Origin of the sequence: Collinsella aerofaciens, from assembly GCF_015670795.1 — a bacterium.
GTDB lineage: Bacteria > Actinomycetota > Coriobacteriia > Coriobacteriales > Coriobacteriaceae > Collinsella > Collinsella aerofaciens_Q.
Map to the genome: position 1 here is coordinate 1 of NZ_JADPCJ010000015.1, position 21,840 is coordinate 21,840.

Annotated in this window: 18 protein-coding genes and 1 tRNA gene; 6 read left to right on the top strand and 13 right to left on the bottom strand. The window is 62.4% G+C overall.

Annotation, left to right across the window (positions count from 1 at the left end; all coding sequences use genetic code 11):
* The coding region (locus I4W09_RS05785; RefSeq protein ID WP_230318702.1) for a helix-turn-helix domain-containing protein at positions 1-582 on the top strand (582 nt) is incomplete at its 5' end.
* Positions 583-602: 20 nt separating this feature from the next.
* On the top strand, positions 603-1,454 hold the full coding sequence (locus tag I4W09_RS05790; protein ID WP_371732501.1) for an IS3 family transposase: 852 nt from the start codon (positions 603-605) through the stop codon (positions 1,452-1,454).
* A gap of 75 nt (positions 1,455-1,529) precedes the next feature.
* Here I4W09_RS05790 and I4W09_RS05795 read toward each other — a convergent pair whose 3' ends face one another.
* Positions 1,530-2,816, bottom strand: a complete 1,287-nt coding sequence (locus tag I4W09_RS05795) for a glutamate-5-semialdehyde dehydrogenase (RefSeq protein WP_196032708.1) — start codon at positions 2,814-2,816, stop codon at positions 1,530-1,532.
* A 112-nt stretch (positions 2,817-2,928) separates the two neighbouring features.
* Here I4W09_RS05795 and I4W09_RS05800 point away from each other — a divergent pair, with 112 nt between their 5' ends.
* Positions 2,929-4,347, top strand: coding sequence for an alpha/beta fold hydrolase (locus I4W09_RS05800; protein ID WP_196032711.1), 1,419 nt, complete (start codon positions 2,929-2,931; stop codon positions 4,345-4,347).
* A 99-nt stretch (positions 4,348-4,446) separates the two neighbouring features.
* Here I4W09_RS05800 and proB read toward each other — a convergent pair whose 3' ends face one another.
* From proB to I4W09_RS05825, 5 genes are all read right to left on the bottom strand, one after another.
* The gene (gene proB / locus I4W09_RS05805) at positions 4,447-5,574 is read right to left on the bottom strand and encodes a glutamate 5-kinase (protein WP_196032714.1); all 1,128 of its coding nucleotides are present in this window, start codon (positions 5,572-5,574) and stop codon (positions 4,447-4,449) included.
* Positions 5,575-5,653: 79 nt separating this feature from the next.
* Positions 5,654-7,159 (bottom strand): nicotinate phosphoribosyltransferase, encoded by a 1,506-nt coding sequence (locus tag I4W09_RS05810; protein ID WP_196032717.1) that lies wholly within the window; start codon positions 7,157-7,159, stop codon positions 5,654-5,656.
* A gap of 84 nt (positions 7,160-7,243) precedes the next feature.
* On the bottom strand, positions 7,244-7,702 hold the full coding sequence (locus I4W09_RS05815) for a hypothetical protein (RefSeq protein ID WP_196032721.1): 459 nt from the start codon (positions 7,700-7,702) through the stop codon (positions 7,244-7,246).
* Positions 7,703-7,766: 64 nt separating this feature from the next.
* Positions 7,767-7,839 (bottom strand) — tRNA-Ala (locus I4W09_RS05820).
* A gap of 151 nt (positions 7,840-7,990) precedes the next feature.
* Entirely contained in the window at positions 7,991-8,929 is a 939-nt protein-coding gene (locus tag I4W09_RS05825) for a radical SAM protein (protein ID WP_196032724.1), read from the bottom strand.
* 524 nt (positions 8,930-9,453) lie between these two features.
* On the opposite strand from I4W09_RS05825, the gene I4W09_RS05830 reads away from it, so the two are divergent.
* The gene (locus tag I4W09_RS05830; RefSeq protein ID WP_196032727.1) at positions 9,454-10,653 is read left to right on the top strand and encodes an MraY family glycosyltransferase; all 1,200 of its coding nucleotides are present in this window, start codon (positions 9,454-9,456) and stop codon (positions 10,651-10,653) included.
* 159 nt (positions 10,654-10,812) lie between these two features.
* On the top strand, positions 10,813-11,862 hold the full coding sequence (gene trpS, locus I4W09_RS05835) for a tryptophan--tRNA ligase (protein ID WP_196032730.1): 1,050 nt from the start codon (positions 10,813-10,815) through the stop codon (positions 11,860-11,862).
* Between the two features lie 393 nt (positions 11,863-12,255).
* Here trpS and I4W09_RS05840 read toward each other — a convergent pair whose 3' ends face one another.
* The 6 genes from I4W09_RS05840 to I4W09_RS05865 all read right to left on the bottom strand — a co-directional run bounded on the left by I4W09_RS05840 (position 12,256) and on the right by I4W09_RS05865 (position 18,691).
* Positions 12,256-12,576 carry an MGMT family protein gene (locus I4W09_RS05840; RefSeq protein WP_196022493.1) on the bottom strand — a complete coding sequence of 107 codons (321 nt, stop codon included), beginning with the start codon at positions 12,574-12,576 and terminating at the stop codon, positions 12,256-12,258.
* Between the two features lie 80 nt (positions 12,577-12,656).
* Positions 12,657-13,511: a DegV family protein gene (locus I4W09_RS05845; RefSeq protein ID WP_196032733.1), complete on the bottom strand. Its 855-nt coding sequence runs from the start codon at positions 13,509-13,511 to the stop codon at positions 12,657-12,659.
* A 119-nt stretch (positions 13,512-13,630) separates the two neighbouring features.
* Entirely contained in the window at positions 13,631-14,080 is a 450-nt protein-coding gene (locus tag I4W09_RS05850) for a MarR family winged helix-turn-helix transcriptional regulator (protein WP_196032736.1), read from the bottom strand.
* Positions 14,081-14,250: 170 nt separating this feature from the next.
* Positions 14,251-14,970 (bottom strand): B3/B4 domain-containing protein, encoded by a 720-nt coding sequence (locus I4W09_RS05855; RefSeq protein ID WP_196032739.1) that lies wholly within the window; start codon positions 14,968-14,970, stop codon positions 14,251-14,253.
* A gap of 227 nt (positions 14,971-15,197) precedes the next feature.
* Entirely contained in the window at positions 15,198-16,868 is a 1,671-nt protein-coding gene (pckA, locus tag I4W09_RS05860; protein ID WP_196032741.1) for a phosphoenolpyruvate carboxykinase (ATP), read from the bottom strand.
* Positions 16,869-17,119: 251 nt separating this feature from the next.
* The gene (locus tag I4W09_RS05865) at positions 17,120-18,691 is read right to left on the bottom strand and encodes an L-lactate permease (protein ID WP_196032743.1); all 1,572 of its coding nucleotides are present in this window, start codon (positions 18,689-18,691) and stop codon (positions 17,120-17,122) included.
* A gap of 178 nt (positions 18,692-18,869) precedes the next feature.
* Between I4W09_RS05865 and I4W09_RS05870 the strand changes: the two genes are divergently transcribed.
* Positions 18,870-20,444, top strand: a complete 1,575-nt coding sequence (locus I4W09_RS05870; protein WP_230318703.1) for a lipopolysaccharide biosynthesis protein — start codon at positions 18,870-18,872, stop codon at positions 20,442-20,444.
* Positions 20,445-20,759: 315 nt separating this feature from the next.
* Here I4W09_RS05870 and I4W09_RS05875 read toward each other — a convergent pair whose 3' ends face one another.
* Positions 20,760-21,599 (bottom strand): metallophosphoesterase, encoded by an 840-nt coding sequence (locus tag I4W09_RS05875; RefSeq protein WP_196032745.1) that lies wholly within the window; start codon positions 21,597-21,599, stop codon positions 20,760-20,762.
* Positions 21,600-21,840 lie beyond the last annotated feature (241 nt).

The following is a 21,840-nucleotide window of genomic DNA, read 5'->3' on the forward strand; positions in this document are numbered from 1 at the left end:
CATGTCTCCAGTGGAATACGAGCGGCAATACGCTTGAGGATCCTTAAAAGAAAGTCCAGTTTATCCTTCCCACTCCAGTTTTCCATGAGTATAGACCTCAGGGTGAAGCACGACCTGGAGTCCAGGAGGCGGGCCGTCGAGCTCTTCGACGCCGGCGTCGGCTGCAAGCCGGCGGCCGAGGCCCTGTCCGTCCCCCGCGAGACCGTGAGAGAATGGCAGTGGGTATACCGGGCGTTCGGAAGCGAGGCGCTGCTGTCCATGGGCGGGAAACAATCCAGGTACACATTCGAGCAGAGGGTCGCCGCGGCGTCGGCCGTGGTCGACGGCGGGATGGCGAAGACCGACGCCATGGCCGAGTTCGGGATCAGGTCGAAGTCCCCGCTGGAGCGCTGGTGCAGGCTCTACCGCGAGGGCGGCGCCGAGGCGCTGCGGCCCGGACCGAAGGGCAGGCCGAGGGGGTCGAGGTCGAAGCCCCGGGCCCGCACCCGCGAGCAGGAGCTCGAGGAGCGCTGCCGCAGGCTCGAGGCCGAGGTCGCCTACCTAAAAAAATTGCGCGCCCTGGTCGAGCGGGACGGGCTCTGACCAGGGCGGCGGCCGAGGCGGTGAGGGCGCTGCGCGCGGAGGGGCACTCCCTGCGCCACCTGCTGGAGTGCTCGGGGCTCAGGAGGTCGACCTACTACTACGCGCTGGCGCACCCGCGGAGGCCGACCAGGCCCGAGCTGCGCGACGCCGCGGCCGAGATATTCTCGCGCACCGCCAACGGCTGCGGGCACCGGCAGATAGCCATGTGCCTGCGCGCCGAGCTGGGCGCGGTCGTGGCCGACAAGACCGTGCTCAAGATGATGCGCGAGATGGGCATCCGGTGCGGGATACGCCGCCGGGGCTCCCGCCGCCGGTACAGCTCCTACAGGGGGCTCGTGGGGAGCACGTTCGAGAACGTCGTCGCGAGGGACTTCGGCGCCGAGGGGCCGTGGCAGAAGCTCGGCACCGACGTCACCGAGTTCAAGGTCGCCGGCGCCAAGGCCTACTGGGCCCCGGTGCTCGACTTCTGCACGAAGGAGATCGTGGCGAGCGACATATCGACCTCGCCGGACCTCGCCCAGCAGCACAGGATGCTCGACCGGCTCCTCGAGGCCCTGCCAGACGGGGCGGCGCCGACCATGCACTCGGACATGGGCTGGCAGTACCAGCACGAGTCCTACGCCTCCAGGCTGGAGGGGGCGGGCATCACCCAGAGCATGTCGCGCAAGGGCAACTGCATCGACAACGCCGCCACCGAGCAGCTCTTCGGCCACGTGAAGGACGAGTTCTACCGCGGCAGGGAGTGGGGCAGCTTCGGGGACTTCAAGCGCGACCTGGAGGAGTACATAGCCCATTGGAACACGCGGCGCAGGCAGGTAAGATTGAAGGGCCTGACGCCGGAGGAGTTCCGGAACCGGGCCCTTGCGGCGTAGTCGCTATTTATTCAGTCCAAGTTTCGGGGCGCAGTTCACAGGCACCTTTGTGGTGGTTTTTCGTTTACGAGGGGTTTAGGGGCGGACCTGGCCGGTGCCGCGGAGCTTGTATTTGTAGGTGGTGAGGGCCTCGGCGGCAAAGGGGCCGCGGGCGTGGAGTTTTTGGGTCGAGATGCCGATCTCGGCACCCAGGCCAAACTCGCCGCCGTCGGTGAAGCGAGTGCTGGCGTTGGCGTACACGGCCGAGGCATCGACCGCATCGAGGAAGCGCTCGCAAGCATCCGTGTCCTCGGCAACGATGGCCTCGGAGTGCATCGTGCCGTAGCGATTGATGTGTGCGATGGCCTCGTCCTCGTTTGCCACGACCTTCACGCTCATCTCGAGCGCCAGGTACTCGCGACCCCAGTCCTCCTCAGTCGCGGCGACGTAGTTGTCGCCCTCGGCAAGCCCAGCGTCGGCGCATGCGGCGCACGTGGCCTCGTCGCCGTGAATCAGTACGCCGTGGTCGTGCAGCACGGCAACGACTGCGGGCAGGAAGCGATCAGCAACGGCACGGTCGACCAGCAGCGACTCGGCGGCATTGCACACGCCTACGCGCTGGGTCTTGGCATTGACGATAATGTTGAGCGCCTTATCAAAGTCGGCGGATTCATGCACGTAGATGTGGCAGTTGCCCGTGCCCGTCTCGATCACCGGCACAAGCGACTCGCGCACGCAGCGCTGGATCAGGCCTGCACCGCCGCGCGGAATGAGTACGTCGACGATACCGCGGAGCTTCATGAGCTCGCCAGTGGCCTCGCGGTCGGTGGACTCGATCATCGACACGGCCTCGCGCGGGAAGCCCTTGGCCTCGAGCGCATCGGCCAGCAGCTCGGCGATCATGGCACACGAGTGATAGGCCAGCGAGCCGCCGCGCAGAATGCAGGCGTTGCCGGTACGGATGCAGATACCTGCGGCGTCGGCCGTCACGTTGGGGCGCGCCTCGTAGACCATAGCGACCAGGCCCAACGGCACGCTCACGCGGGTCAGGTCCACACCGCTCGCAAGCACGCGGTGGTCGAGCACGCGGCCGACGGGATCGGGCAGCTCGGCGAGCTTCTCCAAACCGGCGGCCATGCCCTCGACGCGCTCAGGCGTCAGCAGCAGACGGTCGAGCAGACCGGCCGAAGTGCCCGCATCGCGCGCGGCGGACATATCGAGCTCGTTGGCGGCGACGATGGAGTCGACACCGTTGCGCAGTGCTGCGGCCATGGCGCGCACGGCCTCCTGGCGCTGCTCATCGCTCGCCGTGGCAAGCGAGGCCGACGCTGCCTTGGCGGCAACGGCAAGATCGTGGACATACGTGGCTATATCGACCGACATGGGCGGCCCTTTCTCCTAGAAGTTTGCAACCATGGTAGCCGATTTGCGCATGGCCTCGCCCGCGGCGGTAGAATTGGTCAACCCGAAACACCGCAACGAACGGAAGACTCACATGGCCCTCATCACTTCGTACCACGTCCCCGGCCTTTACGTCGAGGACCACAGCATCGACGTCCCCCTTGACTGGCGCGGCCTGGAGCCGATGCTCCTGGCCGTCGGCAGCACCATGCGCCGCGGCGCTATGCCGGCACCCATCGCCGGCGCGCCCGAGAGCATCAAGCTCTTCTACCGCGTGGTTTGCGCGCCCGACCGCATCAACGACGATCTGCCACTGCTCCTGTTTTTGCAGGGCGGCCCCGGCGGCGAGAGCCCGCGTCCGCTGTCGCCCACAAGCGACGGCTGGATCGAGGAGGCCGTCAAGCACTTCCGCGTGGTCCTTCCCGACCAGCGCGGCACCGGACGCAGTAGCTGCGTGGACGGACGCACGATCAAGGCACTGGGTGATCGCGCAACGGCCGCCGGCGCCGATACAGCACGCTCGCAGGCGGACTTCCTCAAGCGCCACCTCGCCAGCTCCATCGTGCGCGATTTTGAATACCTGCGACTGGTGGGCTTTGGCGGCAAGCCGTGGGTCACGCTCGGCCAGAGCTACGGCGGCTTTTTGACGCTGAGCTATCTGTCGCTCTTCCCCGAGGGCGTGGCGGCGAGCTTTACCTGCGGCGGCATCCCCCACGTGCCGGCGAGCGCCAGCGAGGTCTACGTGCACACCTTCCCGCGCATGGCCGCCAAGACGCAGCAGTATTACGACCGCTACCCCGCCGACGTCGATCGCGTGGCAGCCCTGGCCGATGCGCTCGAGGCACAGAAGCCCGTGCTGCCCGACGGCTCGCCGATGACGGTCGAGCGCCTACAGCTCATGGGCAGCGACTTTGGCATGAAGCCGAGCTTTGACCGCATGCATTGGATTATCGATCACGCTTTTGTTGATGGCGACGGCACGCTGACCTGCGACGCCTCGGTATCTGACAGTTTTTTGATGCGCGCCTTCGAGCGCACCAACACGCGCACGAATCCGCTGTACTGGACGCTGCAGGAGTTCATATACGCCGACGGTAACACTATGCCCATTGGCTGGGCCGCGGCTGAAGAGAAGGCTCACCGCGCCGAGTTCGACACCCTCGCGCGCCCGCTCATGTTTACCGGCGAGGCCATGTTCCCGTGGATGTTCGAGCAGATGCCCGAGCTCAAGCCCTTCAAGCCCGCCATGGACCTGCTGATGGAAGACACCAGCTGGGACAAGATTTACGACCCGCAGCGACTGGCGTGCAACGAGGTGCCCCTGCAGGCCGCGGTGTATTTCGACGACATGTACGTGGATTCGGGCCTGCAGCTTGATACGCTCAGCCGCGTGGGCAACTCGCATGCCTGGGTGACCAACGAGTTCGAGCACGACGGTCTGCACGGCAGCGTGGTGTTCAAGCGCCTCTTCGACGAAGCCCTCAACCGCGGAGACCTGCGTCAGATCTTCTAGCAAAGGAGTGTCCCCACCTGCCGGCACAAAATGAACGTCCCCAGGTTCCGGCACGAGAAAGACAGCGCTGCGGGAAACGATCCGCAGCGCTGTCTTTCTTTATGCAAATACAATCAAGTTGTCTCGATGGATCGCAGGCTTCTCGGCCAGGTTAGCGAGCAGGCGGTTGCTGGCGATCTGGTCCTGGCGGCGTCCGGCTGCAAGCTCCAGCACGTCCGAATCGGCCTCGGCGATACCGCGGGCGACAACCATGCCGCTCGGGTCGCACACGTCGAGCACATCGCCCTCGGCAAACTGGCCATCGACCTCGCGAATACCCACCGCAAGCAAGGAAGAGCCACGGCTGACCAGCGCCTTCGCAGCACCATCATCGACCGTCACCGAGCCATGCGCCTTGTCGCCCAGTGCGATCCACAGCTTGCGGGGTGCGATGTCCAGACGCTCCGCCGGCGGATCGAACAGCGTGCCCACGCTCTCGCCGCGGGCGAGGCGCACGAGCGCATCGGGCTCCTCGCCCGAGCAAATCACGCTCTGAATGCCCGCGGTCATGAGAATGCGGCTCGCGCGAATCTTGGTGATCATGCCGCCCGTGCCCACCGAAGTCGAAGAATCGCCTGCCGAGGCGATAATCTTGGCATCGATCTTATGCACGACCGGGACGAACTCGGCCGTGGGGTCCTCGTGCGGATTGGCGGTATAGAGGCCATCGATGTCCGAGAGCGTCACGCACAGATCGGCAGAAACCAGGCAGCTCACAAGCGCCGCCAGCGTGTCGTTGTCGCCAAACTTGATCTCGTCGACGGTGACGGTATCGTTCTCGTTGACGACCGGCACCACGCCCAGCTCCACCAGGCGCAGCAGGGCGTCGCGTGCATGCAGGTAGGACGTGCGGCGGGCCGTGTCGTGGCGCGTGAGCAGTACGAGCGAGGTGAGCAGGTCGCGCGCATGGAACTCCTCGTCGTAGGCCGACGAGATGATGCACTGACCAGCCGAGGCGCAAGCCTGCAGGCTCGGCAGGTCGCCGACCGGCTTGCGGTCGAAGCCCAGCACGGGATAGCCACAGGCGATAGCGCCCGAGCTCACCACGACCAGACGCCAGCTGAGCTTGCGCAGCGCTGCGGCCTGATCGGCAAGCCCGCCGATAAAGGAGCGGTTGACCTTGCCGTCAGTGCCCACAACCGTGGACGAACCGATCTTTACCACCATCGTTTTATAAGAAGTCGTCATACGTCAAACCAATCAACTGTTCAGCGAACGGCCGAGCTGGCGGCCAAGGGAGCGTGACTCGCCCCTACCACCCAAGAAATTAGTGAGCCCAGGGAAAGGCAGAAGCCGCGGCCATGTTCTTGCGCACGAGCTCGTCGCGCACCTGAGCCAGGCCCTGCTCCATGCCCACCACATAGGTCTGCGGGTACAGGAAGCGCTTGAAAGCTGCGTCCAGATGATCGAGCGCCCAAGCACAGCGCTCGCGCGCGTCCTGGATGCTCTCACGCGGAGCCACCGCACTGCCATCGCGCACGATCGGCACCAGCAGCTCGCGATACTCAAGTTCGGACACGTCGGTCACCAGGGCGGCATCATTCACGGCCACGAGGGTATTGCCGCGCGCGGCGCCCTCCCCCGCCAGATGGTCCTCGTCGTAGATCATGTCGCAGACTGGGCCGCCAAAGCCGTCGTAATAACGGCGCACGCGTTGCACACCCGGGATCGTGCGCTTATAGGGCTGCTCGGAGAGCTTGACCACCGGCGTCCATGGATCTGTCTCGCTCGCACGGCGGGCGGAAAGCTTGTACACGCCGCCCAGCGCCGGCTGGTCATAGCAGGTCGCGAGCTTGGTACCCACGCCAAAACTGTCGATGGGCGCGCCCTGGTCGAGCAGCGACTGAATCGTGTACTCATCCAGATCGTTAGAAACCGAGATCCCCACATAGGGCAGGCCCTCGGCATCAAAACGGCCGCGAACATACTTGGAGAGCTTGGCGAGGTCGCCGGAGTCAATGCGAATGGCCGACAAGCGCTCGCCCACCGCTTCCATCTCCTTGGCAACCGTAATGGCATGTTCACAGCCCTCGCGCACGTCATAGGTGTCGATGAGCAGCGTGCAGTTCTTGGGGCTCGATTTGGCAAAGGCACGGAAGGCCTCGAGCTCGGAATCGAAGCTCATCACCCAGCTGTGCGCATGCGTGCCAAAGACGGGAATACCGTAGCGGCGGCCGGCGAGCACATTGGACGTAGAGGAGCAGCCGGCGACGTAGCTCGCGCGCGCGACGGCCAGGCCGCCATCGGGACCCTGGGCTCGGCGCAGGCCAAACTCCGCCACGGGGCGACCGTCGGCGGCAAGCACCACGCGCGCCGTCTTGGTGGCGACAAGCGTCTGGAACCCGACGATGTTGAGCAGCGCCGTCTCGAGCAGCTGGCACTCCAGCGCGGGGCCGGTGACGCGCACCATGGGCTCGCGCGGAAAGACGAGCTCGCCCTCGGGCACGGCGTCGATGTTTACATGCGCACGAAAATCGCGCAGGTAGTCGAGGAATCCAGACTTGAACATCGCACCGCCAGCAGGGGCCTGGAGCGAGGCGAGGTAGTCGATGTCCTCGGGCGTAAAGCGCAGATTCTCGACCAGCTCGGGCAGCTCGGCGGTGCCGCACATGACGGCATAGGCGCTGCCAAAGGGATGGTCGCGGTAAAACGCGGTAAAACAACCCTGCTCATTGGCCTTGCCGCTCTCCCACAGGCCCTGGGCCATAGTGAGCTCGTACAGATCGGTGAGCATTGCGATGTCGGTGGGATGAGAGATGTCGGTCAAAGCCATGGGGCGACCTTTCGGATGTGTGGTGCAGAATTTGAGGGTTGGACGAGAGCAGAGCATGCGGACATGACGCCCGATGCAAATCGGTTAGAGCAGGCCCATGCTGGTCAGGATCGTGTAGCCCATAAAGATGACAAACGCGATGAGGGCAAGGACAATGATGATTTTTTGAGCCGGCGCCATGCCAGGGATCTCGTTCTCGCCCGTAGGCTCCTTGGAGGTAACCATGCGCTGGGCAAAGGTCATCTCGTCACGACTCGGCTTAGGCTCGACGGACTTGGGACAAGCGGCCTTTTTAGGCTGAGGTTTGGGCGCGGCAGGTGCAGGCTTCGCAGCAGCGGGCTTGGGTGCGGGCGCGGGCGCCGATGCGGATGCGGCGTTCGCGGCGATCTCCTCGGCCTTCGCACGCTCGGCACGCAGGACAGCCAGCTCCTCACGCTCGCGACGGGCCTCTTCACGAGCCTCGCGGCGGGCCTTCTCGGCGCGGAGCTCTTCCAACTCAGCGCGCTCCTCGTCGGACAATGGTTGGGACTCAAGCTCGGCCATGGTACAGCCCTTTCTTTTAAAAAAAGCCGCCGACACAATGTCAGCGGCTTATCAAATCCAAGGGTGGAGACGAAGGGAGTCGAACCCTCGGCCTCTGCCATGCGACGGCAGCGCTCTCCCAACTGAGCTACGTCCCCAGGACAAGTCGATATTTTACCTACGGCTCGCCAACTGTCAACGCCCAATAACCAGTCTTTTTGGAGCGCGGCTATTTTGACAACTTTTCGAACAGGCGATCCTCTCGATGATTTTTTAATCCCCGTCCCAGAAAAATCATCGACGAACGCACTACTTTGCGCTGGTAAGAACACCGGTGGTGTCGAAGGCCGGGGTGAAGCTCTCGTCTACCGCGCCGCCCTCTTGCCAGAACATCGTCGTAAAACCCAGGTCGTCGGCATGGTCGAGCACCTGCTCGTACTCCTCGCGCGTCACGGCACGCGCCAGGTCGCCGCCCTGCTCGCGCATAAGTGCATTGGGCGTGTACTGGTTCATGACCGAGATCGGCACATCGCCCACCGTCTGCCACACCAGGTCCAGCACGCGACACGAATCGTCTGCATGTCCCGGCAGTACCAGATGGCGCACAATCATGCCGCGCTTCATGAGCCCGCCCTCATCCACCATCTCTCCCCCGCGGCGCTCGATCTCGCGCGCCATCTGAGCCAGGCCTGACACGGCCACACGTGGGTAGTCCTTTATATGAGAGAGCGACTGCGCAAGCCCGGCATTGGCATATTTAAAGTCGGTAAGCCACACATCGACCAGGTCGCCCAGCGCCGCCACGGCACTCGCGCGCTCGTAACCACTCGTGTTGTAGACGATCGGGATAACCAGTCCGCGCGCCCGTGCCGCGGCAATCACGGCAGGCAACAGGTGCGCATAGTGCGTCGCCGTCACCAAATTGATGTTGTTGGCACCCTGGTCCTGCAGTTCCAGCATAATCTCGACCAGGCGCTCAGGCGAAATCTCAAGGCCAAAATTGCCGGTCGAGATCTCGTGGTTCTGGCAGTAGATACATTTAAGCGAGCAACCGCTAAAGAAGATCGCGCCCGAACCGGCCTCGCCCGAGATAGGCGGCTCCTCCCACATATGAAGCGCGGCGCGGGCCACCTTGAGCGTGTCGTTAGCACCGCAGACGCCGTGCGCGCCCTCATCGCGCGCCGTACCGCAACGGCGCGGACACAAATGGCAGGCGGGCGAAAAAAGTTCGGTCAACGACGTCGGCATAAAAACATGCTCCAAAACAACGATTCAGCAGCTCAAACGTAAAGGGCCAGACCGGGTAGACGGCTCCGTCCCTAAGGCGCCGTAATCGTCCGACACGATTTTTGTAATGTCAAGACTGGAATCGATAAAGTGCCGCTTTATGATGTAGTTATTCCGCCCCCCGCGGAGCAACTGGGTGAACCGTCGCGTTTATTTAGGGAGCCCACACAGTCGTGCCTAGTACAGGTATCCTTCGTTGTTAAGGACGCTGGAACAGTCGATGAGGGCACCCACCTGTTTTAGGTGGGTTCATTTTCGTAACGTGGGGGGTGGTTTTCTTTTGCCGAAAATCACCATACAGTCCATATGGATCCCCGCCGGCATCCCGACAAGCCATCGACAACATTCCAATATCTGGTATGCGCGTGATAATCGCACGGTGCAAACCTCCGCACCCCCCTCGGTCGAGTATCATGGGACAGCTATGCCATTTCCGCGTAGCAACCTTTGACCTTTTCCTTCGACGCTTGGCGGTTTTTAGATTCATGGCTTCATCCCCGAGCTACATACCGTACCTATGCGTGGCAGCGGCGGCTTTTATCACGACCTTCCTCGCGGTGCCCCTGGTCAAGCGCTTGGCAATTAAGCTCGATGCCGTCGACTATCCTTCTAAGCGCCGCATCAACACCAAGCCCATCCCGCGTTTGGGCGGAACGGCGGTGTTTTTGGGCCTGGTCGTTGCCTGCATTGTGCAAATCCTAGGCACCTGGTACCTAGGCTGGCCACCCGTCCTGGTGCCGCACCCGCGCCTTCACATTAGCTATCCCATGCTGACGCTCTCCTTTACCGTCATCTTTGCGACCGGCGCTATCGACGACGTCTTCCAGCTCACGCCCAAGCAAAAGCTGGCCGGACAGGTCCTCGCCGCGCTTATCGCCTGCATGGGCGGCCTAAAAATCGGCGTCATCGTCAACCCGTTTGCTCCCGGCGAGATCATGCTCGGATGGCTCGCCTACCCCATCACCGTAATCTATCTGGTGGCATTCACCAACATCATTAACCTCATCGACGGCCTCGACGGCTTGGCCACGGGCATCTGCGGCATCGCCTCGTTCACCATGTTTTCGATGGCCGTTCTCTCGGGCCGCATCGACGCCGCCGCGCTCTCCATTGCGCTCTTTGGCGCCTGTCTGGCCTTTTTGCGCTACAACTTCAACCCCGCAAGCATCTTCTTGGGCGACTCGGGGTCGCTGCTTCTGGGCTTTGCGCTGGGCTCCATCTCGCTGCTCAACGTGAGCCGCACCGCCGCACTCACCTCGCTTATCATCCCGCTCATCGTTGCCGGCGTGCCTATCATCGACACGTTTAGCGCCATCGTGCGCCGCAAGCGCGCCCACATTAGCATCGGGCAGGCCGACAAGGGCCACATCCACCACCGCCTGATCCAAAAAGGCTACAACCAAAAACAGGCTGTGCTGCTCATCTATGCCTGGTGCATTATGCTTTCGGCCGGCGCCGCCGCCATCAATCAGGTCGAGGCGCCCATGCGCGTGCTCATCTTTACCGTGCTTGCCATTGGCTCGGCGGCCTTTGCCAAGCACCTGCACCTGTTTGAACCCGTGCTGCGCCACCATTACAACAAGCGCACGCACGAGGACGAACTGGTCACCCCCGACGACCCCGCCTTTAAGCAGGAGGAGCAGGCAGCCGAGGAGCGCAAAGAAGAGCGCCACCACAAGCTCTAGGGCAAGCTGCCGAGGATGTGCCAAGGCGTTGGCAGCCGTTCGCGCGAACGCCGCGGCGGACTTGAAAGCCGGCCCCTGGCAGTCCCTCACCCACTCACGCCCACCCCTCTCAATAAACACGCTATCATCAAAACCTGCGAACGAACGTTAGGAGCAATCATGCCAAACGAGAACAGCTACGAAGTCGCGCTGCAAAAGAGCAACGCCATTCGCGAGGGCTTGGCCAATACGCCCGAGAAGTTCACCATGCTTACCGGCGACCGCCCCACCGGCCGTCTGCACCTGGGTCACTACTTTGGCACCCTCAAGGGCCGCGTGGAGCTGCAGAACATGGGCGCCAGGACCAACGTACTCATCGCCGACTACCAGGTCATCACCGACCGCGACACCACCGAGCACATCCAGGACAACGTGTACAACATGGTCATGGACTACCTTGCCTGCGGCATCGACCCCGACAAGACCATGATCTACGCGCACTCCGCCGTGCCCGCCGCCAACCAGCTCATGCTGCCGTTCCTGTCGCTGGTGTCCGAGGCCGAGCTGGCGCGCAACCCCACGGTCAAGGCCGAGATGGAGGCCTCGGGCCACGAGCTTACCGGCCTTCTGCTCACCTACCCGGTGCACCAGGCCTGCGACATTCTGTTCTGCAAGGGCAACGTCGTGCCCGTCGGTCGCGACCAGCTGCCGCACATCGAGCTCACCCGCACCATCGCCCGCCGCTTTAACAACCGCTACGGCAAGGTATTTCCCGAGGTCGACGCATTGCTGTCCGAGACCCCGCTGCTTCCCGGCCTTGACGGTCGCAAGATGAGCAAGAGCTACGGCAACGCCATCAACATCTCGATGACCGCTGAGGAGACGGCCAAGCGCATCAAGAAAAGCCAGACCGACTCTGAGCGCATGATCACGTTCGATCCCGAGAACCGCCCCGGCGTGTCTGGCCTGCTTTCGACAGCCGCCATCTGCACCGGTCGCTCCGAGGTCGAGATTGCCGAGGAGATCGGCATGGGCGGCTCCGGCCAGCTCAAGAAGTACGTGACCGAGGTCGTCAACGAGTACTTCGCACCTATCCGCGAGCGTCGCCAGCGCTACGAGAACGATCTGGATTACGTGAAGGACGTGCTGCACGAGGGCAACCGTCGCGCCAACGAGATCGCCGAGCAGACCCTGGCAGAGGTTCAGGACGCCATGGGCATGGTGTACTAGACCGATTTGCTGGCTTGAGTTTTCGATTGCTTTAGGGCGGGCGCTACGGCGTCCGCCTTTTTTGGAGCCGGACCGCTTCGACTCCGTCCATCGCACCCCCTCGACAAACAGGAACAGGCCCGCCGGCAGCTAGTTGCCAGCGGGCCTGTTCCCGAAGTACACCGTTGAATCGCACAGAGGGGAGGAATGCGAATCAAACTCAACAGGGCAGGCTTTTTCATCGCCTATTGCCTGCTCCGTTGCTGAAACCAATATAGTTCACCGTGGTTTACTTTCTGACGGCAAAGTACGCCACCACACCTTCTCCATAAGTTAGCTCTGGTAAACCTACAGCGTAAAACCACCACAAAGGGGACAGGCGCCTTTGTGGTGGTTTTCGCCACGGCAGAACCGCTAGAGCCCGGCAGGCCAGCGACAGGCGGCCAAGTCGACGTGCATGTCGTCCTTAAACGCCACACCCTCCCCTAGCAAAAGCTCACGTTGAGCATCGGGACCGCCAAAAGCGAAGCCCTCGCATATGCGCCCGTCGGCAAACACCACGCGGTGACAGGGAATCTCGCCGGGGCGCGGATTACTATGCAGGGCATACCCCACGTACCGCGCACTTCGTGGACGACCGGCAAGCAGCGCCACCTGGCCATACGTGGCGACCATCCCCTCGGGGATCTGCTCGACCACCTCGTACACCCGTTCAAAAAAGCCCTCAGACGCCATTGCTCGCTCCCTTCCACCCGGAAAAGCATAAACCACCACAACGGTGCCTGTCCCCTTTGTGGTGGTTTATGGCAGATCGGTTAGTTAGCGGGCTGGAAGAAGGCTACGGCGACGGCGCCGGGGCCTACGTGGGTGCCGATGGTGGCGCCGATGGTGTGAACGGGCAACTCGCCCTCGGTGTGGCCAGCCCACAGTGCCGCGCTGTCCTCGACATACTTCTTGAGCACCGCATCCGAAAGGCCCGTATAGCCGAGCGCCAGCGGCATGGAGAAGTCGACGCCGCCCGCCTGCTCGACCTTCTGGTTCAACAGGTTTCTACCGTTTTTGGAACCGCGCGCCTTGCCCAGCTGCACGATGAGGCCGTCCTCGGCGGCCACGACCGGCTTCACGTTGAGCAGCGTACCCACGGCGCCGGCCGCAGCAGACAGACGACCGCCACGCACCAGATACTCCAGCGTCTCGAGCAGGCCGATAACCACCACGCGGTCGCGCACGGCCTCGACCGCTGCCGCGATCTGGGCCGCACTACGGCCCTCATCAACCAGGCGCAGCGCATACTCGACCAGCACGCGCTCTCCCAAGGTCACGTTATTGCTGTCCACGACGAACACGTCGCCGCCCGGCGCCTCGGCAAGTGCGGTACGGGCGCTCTGATTGGTGCCCGAAAGCTTGGCGCCCACGGTAATAATCACGGCCTCGTCGCCGGCCTCACGCGCCTCGGCAATCGCCTGCGAAAACGCGTACGGGTTGACCTGGCCGGTCTTGGGCAGCTCATCGCGCTCCACGAGCATCTCGTAAAAGCGCTGGTGATCGATGTCGACGCCATCCATGTACACATCGGTGCCAAAGGTGACGGACAGCGGCAGAACACGCAGAGCGGGGTGCTCCGCCGGCGACATATCGCTTGCGGAATCGGTAATAATGCGGACGGACATAACAAATCCTTTCTTGCGCAGGTCTCGCGCGGGGAATTTAGACAGCATTGCCCCGGCACGGTATACGCGCTCAAACGGGACTATGCAGTTGTTAATGGGAAGCAAATGCCTTGGCGGCCTTAGATCTCGCGCAGGGTGTTGAGAATCGTACGCAGCGACGCATACATCTGCTCGCGCTGCTCCACGCCCATGGCCTTACCGGTGGTGTCGAGCACGTCGTGGATGATACGGTCGGCCTCGTTCATGCTCTCGCCACCCAGCGTGGTCAGGCGAACCGGTGCGCGGTACTTGACGGCAGCATCGCCCGAGTCATCAACCTCGACAAAGCCGCCCTCCTCCAGGTGCGCCAGCGTGCGCGAAACGGCAGCGCGCGTCACGCCGGCCACGCGAGCCAGATCGGCGCCGGTCATGCCGTCCTTGCTGCGCTCCAGGTAGTACAGGCACATAACGTCGGAGCCCTTGAGGCCCAGCCTTGCGCCCTCAGACGTCTTAATGCGCTGGATCTCCTTGTACAGCCCGCTAATCAGTCCGACAAAATCCTCGAAACGTGTCTCGTCGTTCTGCTGCATGGGAGACGACCGCCTTTCGCTTGCATGATGCTAACGGGTAAACATCTTAGCCGTACTCAGCGACTGCCGCCTCCACGCGACCCAATTGTTAACCCATCAACATAAAAACCACCACAAAGGGGACAGGCACCTTTGTGGTGGTCTGGGGCATCAATAGGTTCTAGGCGCCGCTACAGCTCCACGCAGGGATTGTCGCGGGTCACAAGCGTCTTAACGACAACCGTCGCTCCCAGATAGCGCTCGAGCAGCTCGGCCAAGCGATCGATGGCGGCCTGGCAATCCCCCATCCGCTCGGGCTCCACGCACTCAATCGCCAGAAATGCGTCCGCCGAATCGTCGGACAGCGCCGTGCGAACGCCATCGCGCCAGTTCCAGCAACGGCACACGGCGCCCGCATCATCGATATAAGCAAGCTCACCGGGCAGCGTCGGATCATCCGCCTCCTCGCCAAGTGGCAAGAACGCGTCGCCGCCGTCGGTCACCTTCAAGCGAAGGTCTCCCTCAATCGCATGCAGATCCTCGCCTCCCACGGGCAGCGCATAGGTCAACGACACCGTGTTGTAAATATCCACCGCCGGTGTGATATGACCGACCGGCTTGCCCTTGAGCACGCGCTTGAGCAAGTTCTCGATCGAGCAGCGGGCGCCCTTTTTAGTCTTGAACAGCCGGTACGCGTCACGCCAAGCCTTCACCGGCGCGTTCTCGCTGATGGTATCGCTCGTCAGGCGACGCTCCGCTTCGATATTGGCGCGGTCGAGCAACGCGGCAATGGCATCCACGTCCTCCTGGGGAATCTGAGCCGCGGGCTTCATGCCCTTTACGACCACGACGCCGACCGCCGCCTGTGGAAACAGCTCCCAAAACGAATTCTCGGCAACAAAGCCCTTCATACGCTCTCCCTTCATTGTGCGCGCCCGAGTGAGGGCGCCTAAACAAAAAGCGCCCTCACAGCGGCCACCTTCAAAGTCCTACGGTGCCGCCACAAGAGCGCTTGCGCTGCCCCCATCCGGAGAAGGGGGCGATATGTCAGGCGTATTGTAACCTGAGTCATCCGCCCAAGCAAAACCACCACAAAGGTAACTGTCCCCTTTGTGGTGGTTATGGACTTGCGGCGACGCTAGTGGCGGAATCCCAGCAGGCCGCGGCCGCGATGACGGGCCTCGGCGGACACTTGGGCGTGCGGGCCGGCGGCCTTGACGGACTCGGGCAGGTGCGAGTACTTCTTCTCGAAGTTCTCCTCGAACATCACCGCCAGGTTGTGAGCTGCCTCGTCGTAGCGCGCGGTGCTCTGCCAGTACTGGCGCGGCACCAGGATGCCGTCGGGCACGCCATGGCACGTGGTGGGAATGTCGACATTAAAGATATCGTCGTGCACAAACTCGCTGTCCTCGATGGTACCGTCGAGGGCGCGAGCGACCAGTGAGCGCGTGTAGGCCAGCTCGATGCGATGGCCCACGCCATAACCGCCGCCAATCCAGCCGGTGTTGACCAAGTAGACGCGCGTGCGGCCGTCGGCGATGCGCTCGCCGAGCATCTTAGCGTAGACCATGGGGTCGAGCGGCATAAACGGCTCGCCAAACAGCGAGGAGAACGTGGGCGTGGGCTCGGTGACGCCGACCTCGGTGCCGGGGATCTTGGCGGTGAAGCCCGTCACAAAGTGGTACATGGCGGCGTCGGCCGTCAGGCGCGAGATGGGCGGCAACACGCCAAAGGCGTCGCAGGTCAGGAACAGCACGACGCTCGGAGTGGTGCCCATGCCCCTGGTCCACGCGTTGGGGATATGCTCCACAGGGTAGGCCACGCGCGTATTGTGCGTGATCGAGACGTCGTCGTAGTTAGGCTTGCGATTCTCATCGAGTACCACGTTTTCACAGATGGCGCCAAAGCGAACGGCGTTGAAGATCTCGGGCTCGTGGAACGCATCCAGGCCCTCGCACTTGGCGTAGCAGCCGCCCTCGACGTTAAAGATGCCCATATCGGACCAGCCGTGCTCGTCATCGCCGATCAGCAGGCGCGTGGGATTGGCCGAAAGCGTGGTCTTGCCGGTGCCGGACAGGCCAAAGAACACCGCGGTCTCGTGCGTGACGGGATCCATACTGGCCGAGCAATGCATAGGCAGAACGTCGTCTTCGACGGGCAGCAGGTAGTTCATGACACTGAAGATGGACTTCTTGATCTCGCCGGAGTAGCCGGTGCCCGCGACCAGAATCACGCGCTCCTGGAAGTTGATGATCACCGCGGCGCTGGAGTTGAGGCCCTTGATGGCAGGGTCGCACTGGTAGCCCGGCGCGGCGAGCACGCAGAAGTCCGGCTCGCCGGTACGCGCGATTTCGCGGGCGAGCGGGCGGGCGAGCATCTGCTTGATGAAGAGCGCCTGACTTGCGCGCTCGCAGGCAACAAGCAGTCGGCGCGTGTGATTACGATCGGCACCAGCCATACCGCGAGTGACGAACACGTCGCGCTCGTTGAGATAGTCGACGATGCCGGCCTTGATGGCCTCGTAGCTCTCGGCAGAAAGCGGGCGGTTGACGGCACCCCAGGCAATCTTGTCGTGCACGTCGGGCGTATCAACAATAAAGCGGTCGTTGGGCGAGCGGCCAGTGCGCTCCCCCGTCTCGATCACCAGCGCGCCGTTGGAGGCCATGCGGCCTTCGTTGCGGCGGATGGCGTGCTCGACGAGCTCGGCTGCCGGCAGGTCAACCAGCAGGCGGGGCTGATTCTCGGCGGGATCTTCGACCAGTGTAATGCCAAAGTTGGACAGAACTTCTGCAGGGGTAACACCAGGCATGGGGCCTCCTTTAAAAACGCGACACGTGGACGCGGCGCGCACTTTACTCACGTAAAGCCCGTTGTACCCGATATGCAAAAACGTTTTTGCGGCAACGGCGAAGCGCCCGCTCAACGGTCAAAAATCGCACGCAAGCGGCCTAGTCATTAGGGACGTTCTTAAACGACTAGTCGTTGGGGACACTCTTGAACAGGCAACAGCCAAGGAGTGTCCCCAGCTGCCGGCACTTAGGGACGTTCCCAAAGTGCCGGCTACAGCGGCAGGCCTTGGCCGAGCATGGCAATGGCGCTCATGAGGACCAGCATGCCGGCGGCGTAGGGCAGCACCGCGCCCAGAAGCTCGGCGTCCTTACCGCGCACGTGAACGGCGGCAAGGCCAATGGCGAGGGTCTGCGGCGAAATCATCTTACCGGCGGCGACACCCAGGGCGTTCAGCGCGACCATCCAGTAGTCACTCACACCCAGCGCCGAAGCGGCCTGGCTCTGAATGGGACCAAACAGCATGCCCGAGGACGTGCCCGAACCGGTCACGAACGCACCGACGGCACCGATCCACGGAGCCAGAATCGGGTACAGCCCACCGGCGACGGCAATGCAAAACGCACTGATTGACGAGATCATGCCCGCATAGCCCATCACCTTGGCGCAGCCCAGCACCGAAAGCATCGTGATTACCGTCGGCATCATCTGCTTGACGGTCGCGGCCAGCACCTCGCCCATCAGACGCGGCGAAGCGCCCTGAATCGCACCGCCGATAAACGCGGCCAGGAAGATCCAAACACCCGGTGTGTTGATCCACGAAAACGTAAGCGTACCGGGGTTCTCGCCGCAATACACCTGCACGTGGCTCGCAAACGGCACGAGCGCGGCGTGCACGACGGGAACCAGGTTGGAGGTACCCAGCAGCAGCACAAAAATCAGGATGAAGCACGACCAAGCAGAAAGCGCCGACTTAACGGTGAGCTGTTCGCCGGCCTCGATATTCATATGGAAGCGCGCGTCCAGGTGACCGGACTTCTCGGCGCGCATGGCAAGCGCGGCAGTCAGCGCGAGTGACACGATGGAGCCCACGACCACGGCCAGCTCGGGACCCACAAACATGGCAACGACCAGGGCCGCACCTACAAAGGACACGCCGGAAAGCAGTGCCACGCCGGCCACGCCGTGCAGGCGCTCGCTCACGCTCGCAACATTGCCCTGGTCATCGGCAACACGACCCGCAACCAGCACAATAAGCAGCGGCATCGCCACAAAGAAGGGCGCGAGCTGCACCAGCTGAACGGTCGCCAGGTGCAGGGAATCCAGACCCACCAGGTCGGCAACGGACACCGTGGGGATGCCAATGGAGCCGTAGGGCGTGGGCACGCCGTTGGCCAGCAGGCAGATCAGCACGGCAGGCACGGCCTCAAAACCAAGGCCCGCGAGCATGCCGGCGGGAATGGCAACGGCAGTGCCAAAGCCAGCCATGCCCTCCATAAAGCCACCGAAGCACCAAGCCACGAGCAGCGCCAACAGACGGCGGTCGCTGCTGATGGAGGTAATCATGCTGCCGATCACGTCCATGGCGCCCGTGCGCACACACAGGTTATACGTGAACACCGCGGCGATAATCACGAGCACGATGGGCCACAGGGCCATCAAAAAGCCCTCGAGCGAGGCCGTGGCTATCTGCGCCGCCGGCAGATGCCACCACGCAAAGGCGAGCACGCACGAAAGGGCAAACGAGCCAATGGCGGCCTTCCAAGCCGGCCATTTAAAGCACAGCAGCATCACGACGAGCCAGATGATCGGCACAAGAGCCAGCAAAAACGCAGCGACATCCATGGGTAAAAACTCCTTGGTACCGCGCAAGCGGCATCGGGGGGTCACAAAACTTCAAAAGGATACCGCACGTTTACCGACAAATTACATCCGCCCGCCGAAATTATTGAACAACCTGTTCAAAAACACGAATGGACACCACCGCGACTATACTAGAGCGCAGTAAGAGAAAGGAATCGTCTTGAGCATCACGCCCCTCGATAGCATCCGCCGCACCATCGCCCGCCGCAATGGCGTCGCCGACCCCACCGTATCGGGTGGGGCGCACGGACAGGGCGGACGCATCGAGAACGGCCTGTTCCCCGCATCGCACACCGCCGAGGAGCTTGCACGAATCCAAGAGCTAAGCCAGCGTAACGCCGGCGGTCCCGACACCAGCCAGACCACGCGCCGTCGCCGCGAGCGCAATCGCGAGCCCGGCCCCATCCACCGCATGGTCAATGCCTGGTGGAACCGCCTTCTCGGAGCCGTCTACGGCGGCGGCTTCTCCACGCAAGAAGCCGAGTACGAAGATCACGCCACCCGTCGCGACTACCTTTGGAATACTCTGGGCACCGCCGTATGGGGGATGGCGTTTCCGCTGCTCACCATTGTGTCGACGCAGCTCGTGGGCGCCGAGGAGGCCGGCAAGTTCTCCATCGCCTTTGTCACCGGCACGCTCATCATGATCGCGTGCAACTACGGCGTGCGCAACTTTCAGGTCTCGGACATCGATGAAAAAACCTCCTTCGCCTCCTACCAGCTCAACCGCTGGCTCTGCGGAGCGCTCGCGTTGGCATGCGGCCTGGTATACAGCAGCGCCCGCGGCTACGATGCGCAGATGGCCACGATCGGCCTGGGCGTCTACCTCTATAAGGTGGTCGACGGCATCGCCGACGTGTACGAGGGCCGCCTGCAGCAGGCCGACAAGCTCTACCTGGCCGGCATGAGCCAAACGCTGCGCTCCGCCGGCGTCATCGCGGTCTTTAGCGTGGCACTGTTCCTCACACGCAGCATGCCCATCGCGGCCATGGCCATGGGTGTCACCGCCATCGCCTCGCTCGTGCTGGTCACCGCCCCGCTCGCCCTGCTCGAAACCGAAAAATCACGCCGCATGAGTCTGCGCGAGGCTGGCCACCTGTTTATCCAGTGCGCCCCGCTCTTTGGTGCACTGTTCCTGTTCAACCTCATCGAGAGCATGCCCAAGTTTGTGATGGAAGGCACGCTGGCCTACAAGTATCAGCTGTACTTTAATGCCCTGTTCTTTCCGGCGCAGGCCATTTTGTTGAGCATCGGATTTATCTATAAACCGCAGCTTTTGCGCCTGTCGAGTATTTGGGCGAATCCACGCAAGCGTCGCCGCTTTGACTTGATTATTATTGCCGTTATGGCACTAATCGTGGTCATTACCGGAGCGTGCGCCGCATTTATGGCAGGCCCCGGCATCCCCATCATGAGCTTTATGTACGGCCTTAACTTTGAGCGCTACCGCACGCTGGCGCTGCTAATGGTTGTCGCCGGCGGCGTCACCGCGGCAATCGACTTTATCTACGCCATCATCACGGTGTTGCGCCACGCCGACGACGTCACCAAGATCTACCTGATCTGCTTCGCCGTAAGCGTGGTGCTGCCGGTGATCCTGATTAAGCTGCTGGGTCTGATGGGCGCTGTGGTGAGCTACCTAGCCATCATGGCCCTGCTCCTGGTGCTACTGATTATCGAGTACGCCCACATCCGCCAACGCATCGAACGCGACCGCAACCCATACGGCGCCTAATTAGCTGCCCCCGGTACCGGAATTTGCGATGGAATCTCCCCGGCTGGGGTCTCGTTGCGGACAATATGCATCACGCAAAACTAAGTGAGTAGACTTTTACCGAATCCCCGACCACACCGACAAACCACAAGTCTGTGACCTGCGGTTTTATTGAGGCAAATATGTTGGGTGCTCGGCATTTCCAAAAAAGTCTACTCACTTAGCCAGCGGGCAGCCAAATGATTATTAAATCCTCGTCCCAGAAAAATCATTTGGTGGGCAGAAGGGCAAAAGTAGTCAAAAAGCCCCGTCTCAAATTGGCTACCCTTTGTGTAATCATTCGCCAGGAAGAATGTTGGCGTAGAATTCCGCACCATCATCGAGCCGCAGGATGCCCACGCGACCGAACTCGGAGCCGGTGGCGGCGGCGCAGTCGATGTCGATGCGATCGGGAACGCCGGCGGTATCCTCGCCGCCCAGGCGCACAATCTGCCCGCGGCCCGACTCCTCATCGAGCCCCGCCAGGCCGCCTACCTCGCAATAACGCCCGAGCGACACCGTTGGCGTGTGGCCGCTCACCACGACCGGGCCCTTGCCCTCGGCAGAAAGCAACCCCGTCGGCGCATCCCAATAGCCGTGACGGATCCACAGCAAGTCATCGGACGACTGCACGGCAAGCATCTGCTTCAGCAGTTCGCGATCGGCGCCAACCGCTCCGGCACCATCGGCACAATCAACCCCATGTTCAAGCAAAAACGCCCGCGCCGCCTCGGTCTGGATGCCGGCATGCACCAGCAGATACGGACGCTCGTCAGTTCCGGCTACCGCGTAGAGCGGCAGCGTCGCCATCCAACGCACGAGCTCCTCGTACGCCTCAAATTCCATATCGTTGAGCTGCTGACGGGTAGTCCAACCGCCGTTGATATCCCAGGTCTCGGCATCGAGCGGATCTTGGCCAATAATGGCATCGAGCATGATCTGCTCGTGATTGCCCTTGAGCACGCGAGCGTTGGGCAGCGAGCGAACGAGCTTAATAACGCCAACTGGATCGGGCCCGCGATCGATCATGTCACCCAGCACGTACAGCGTATCGTCGGACGCCAGCGAAATCTTGGACAGGGCCTCGTCAAGCGCACGCACGTGCCCGTGAGCATCGGATGTCACATAGATCGCCATGGAACGCCTCTCTTTACATTGCGGCCGAAGCCCGGAGCCGCAACTAAAACTTCAAGTTGAACTTAAACGTTATCCATTGTACTCCGTTGCAATAAAGCTGGAAAGGGTTGCATACCGTCAACGGTCGCCGCCGCCCACGCGCCCGCGCGCGCCGTTCACGGTGCACCGCTGGCAGCTGCTCCCCGACCAGCAACGCTCGCGTCGCAGCCTCGTGTCGAAAATGCGCACGTCCGCAATCCGC

What these genes read in the sequence shown, in the direction of transcription:
- I4W09_RS05795 (WP_196032708.1), bottom strand. Translation starts at nt 2,816, where the DNA reads ATGTCGGTCGATATAGCCACGTATGTCCACGATCTTGCCGTTGCCGCC.
- I4W09_RS05800 (WP_196032711.1), top strand. Translation starts at nt 2,929, where the DNA reads ATGGCCCTCATCACTTCGTACCACGTCCCCGGCCTTTACGTCGAGGAC.
- proB (WP_196032714.1), bottom strand. Translation starts at nt 5,574, where the DNA reads ATGACGACTTCTTATAAAACGATGGTGGTAAAGATCGGTTCGTCCACG.
- I4W09_RS05810 (WP_196032717.1), bottom strand. Translation starts at nt 7,159, where the DNA reads ATGGCTTTGACCGACATCTCTCATCCCACCGACATCGCAATGCTCACC.
- I4W09_RS05815 (WP_196032721.1), bottom strand. Translation starts at nt 7,702, where the DNA reads ATGGCCGAGCTTGAGTCCCAACCATTGTCCGACGAGGAGCGCGCTGAG.
- I4W09_RS05825 (WP_196032724.1), bottom strand. Translation starts at nt 8,929, where the DNA reads ATGCCGACGTCGTTGACCGAACTTTTTTCGCCCGCCTGCCATTTGTGT.
- I4W09_RS05830 (WP_196032727.1), top strand. Translation starts at nt 9,454, where the DNA reads ATGGCTTCATCCCCGAGCTACATACCGTACCTATGCGTGGCAGCGGCG.
- trpS (WP_196032730.1), top strand. Translation starts at nt 10,813, where the DNA reads ATGCCAAACGAGAACAGCTACGAAGTCGCGCTGCAAAAGAGCAACGCC.
- I4W09_RS05840 (WP_196022493.1), bottom strand. Translation starts at nt 12,576, where the DNA reads ATGGCGTCTGAGGGCTTTTTTGAACGGGTGTACGAGGTGGTCGAGCAG.
- I4W09_RS05845 (WP_196032733.1), bottom strand. Translation starts at nt 13,511, where the DNA reads ATGTCCGTCCGCATTATTACCGATTCCGCAAGCGATATGTCGCCGGCG.
- I4W09_RS05850 (WP_196032736.1), bottom strand. Translation starts at nt 14,080, where the DNA reads ATGCAGCAGAACGACGAGACACGTTTCGAGGATTTTGTCGGACTGATT.
- I4W09_RS05855 (WP_196032739.1), bottom strand. Translation starts at nt 14,970, where the DNA reads ATGAAGGGCTTTGTTGCCGAGAATTCGTTTTGGGAGCTGTTTCCACAG.
- pckA (WP_196032741.1), bottom strand. Translation starts at nt 16,868, where the DNA reads ATGCCTGGTGTTACCCCTGCAGAAGTTCTGTCCAACTTTGGCATTACA.
- I4W09_RS05865 (WP_196032743.1), bottom strand. Translation starts at nt 18,691, where the DNA reads ATGGATGTCGCTGCGTTTTTGCTGGCTCTTGTGCCGATCATCTGGCTC.
- I4W09_RS05875 (WP_196032745.1), bottom strand. Translation starts at nt 21,599, where the DNA reads ATGGCGATCTATGTGACATCCGATGCTCACGGGCACGTGCGTGCGCTT.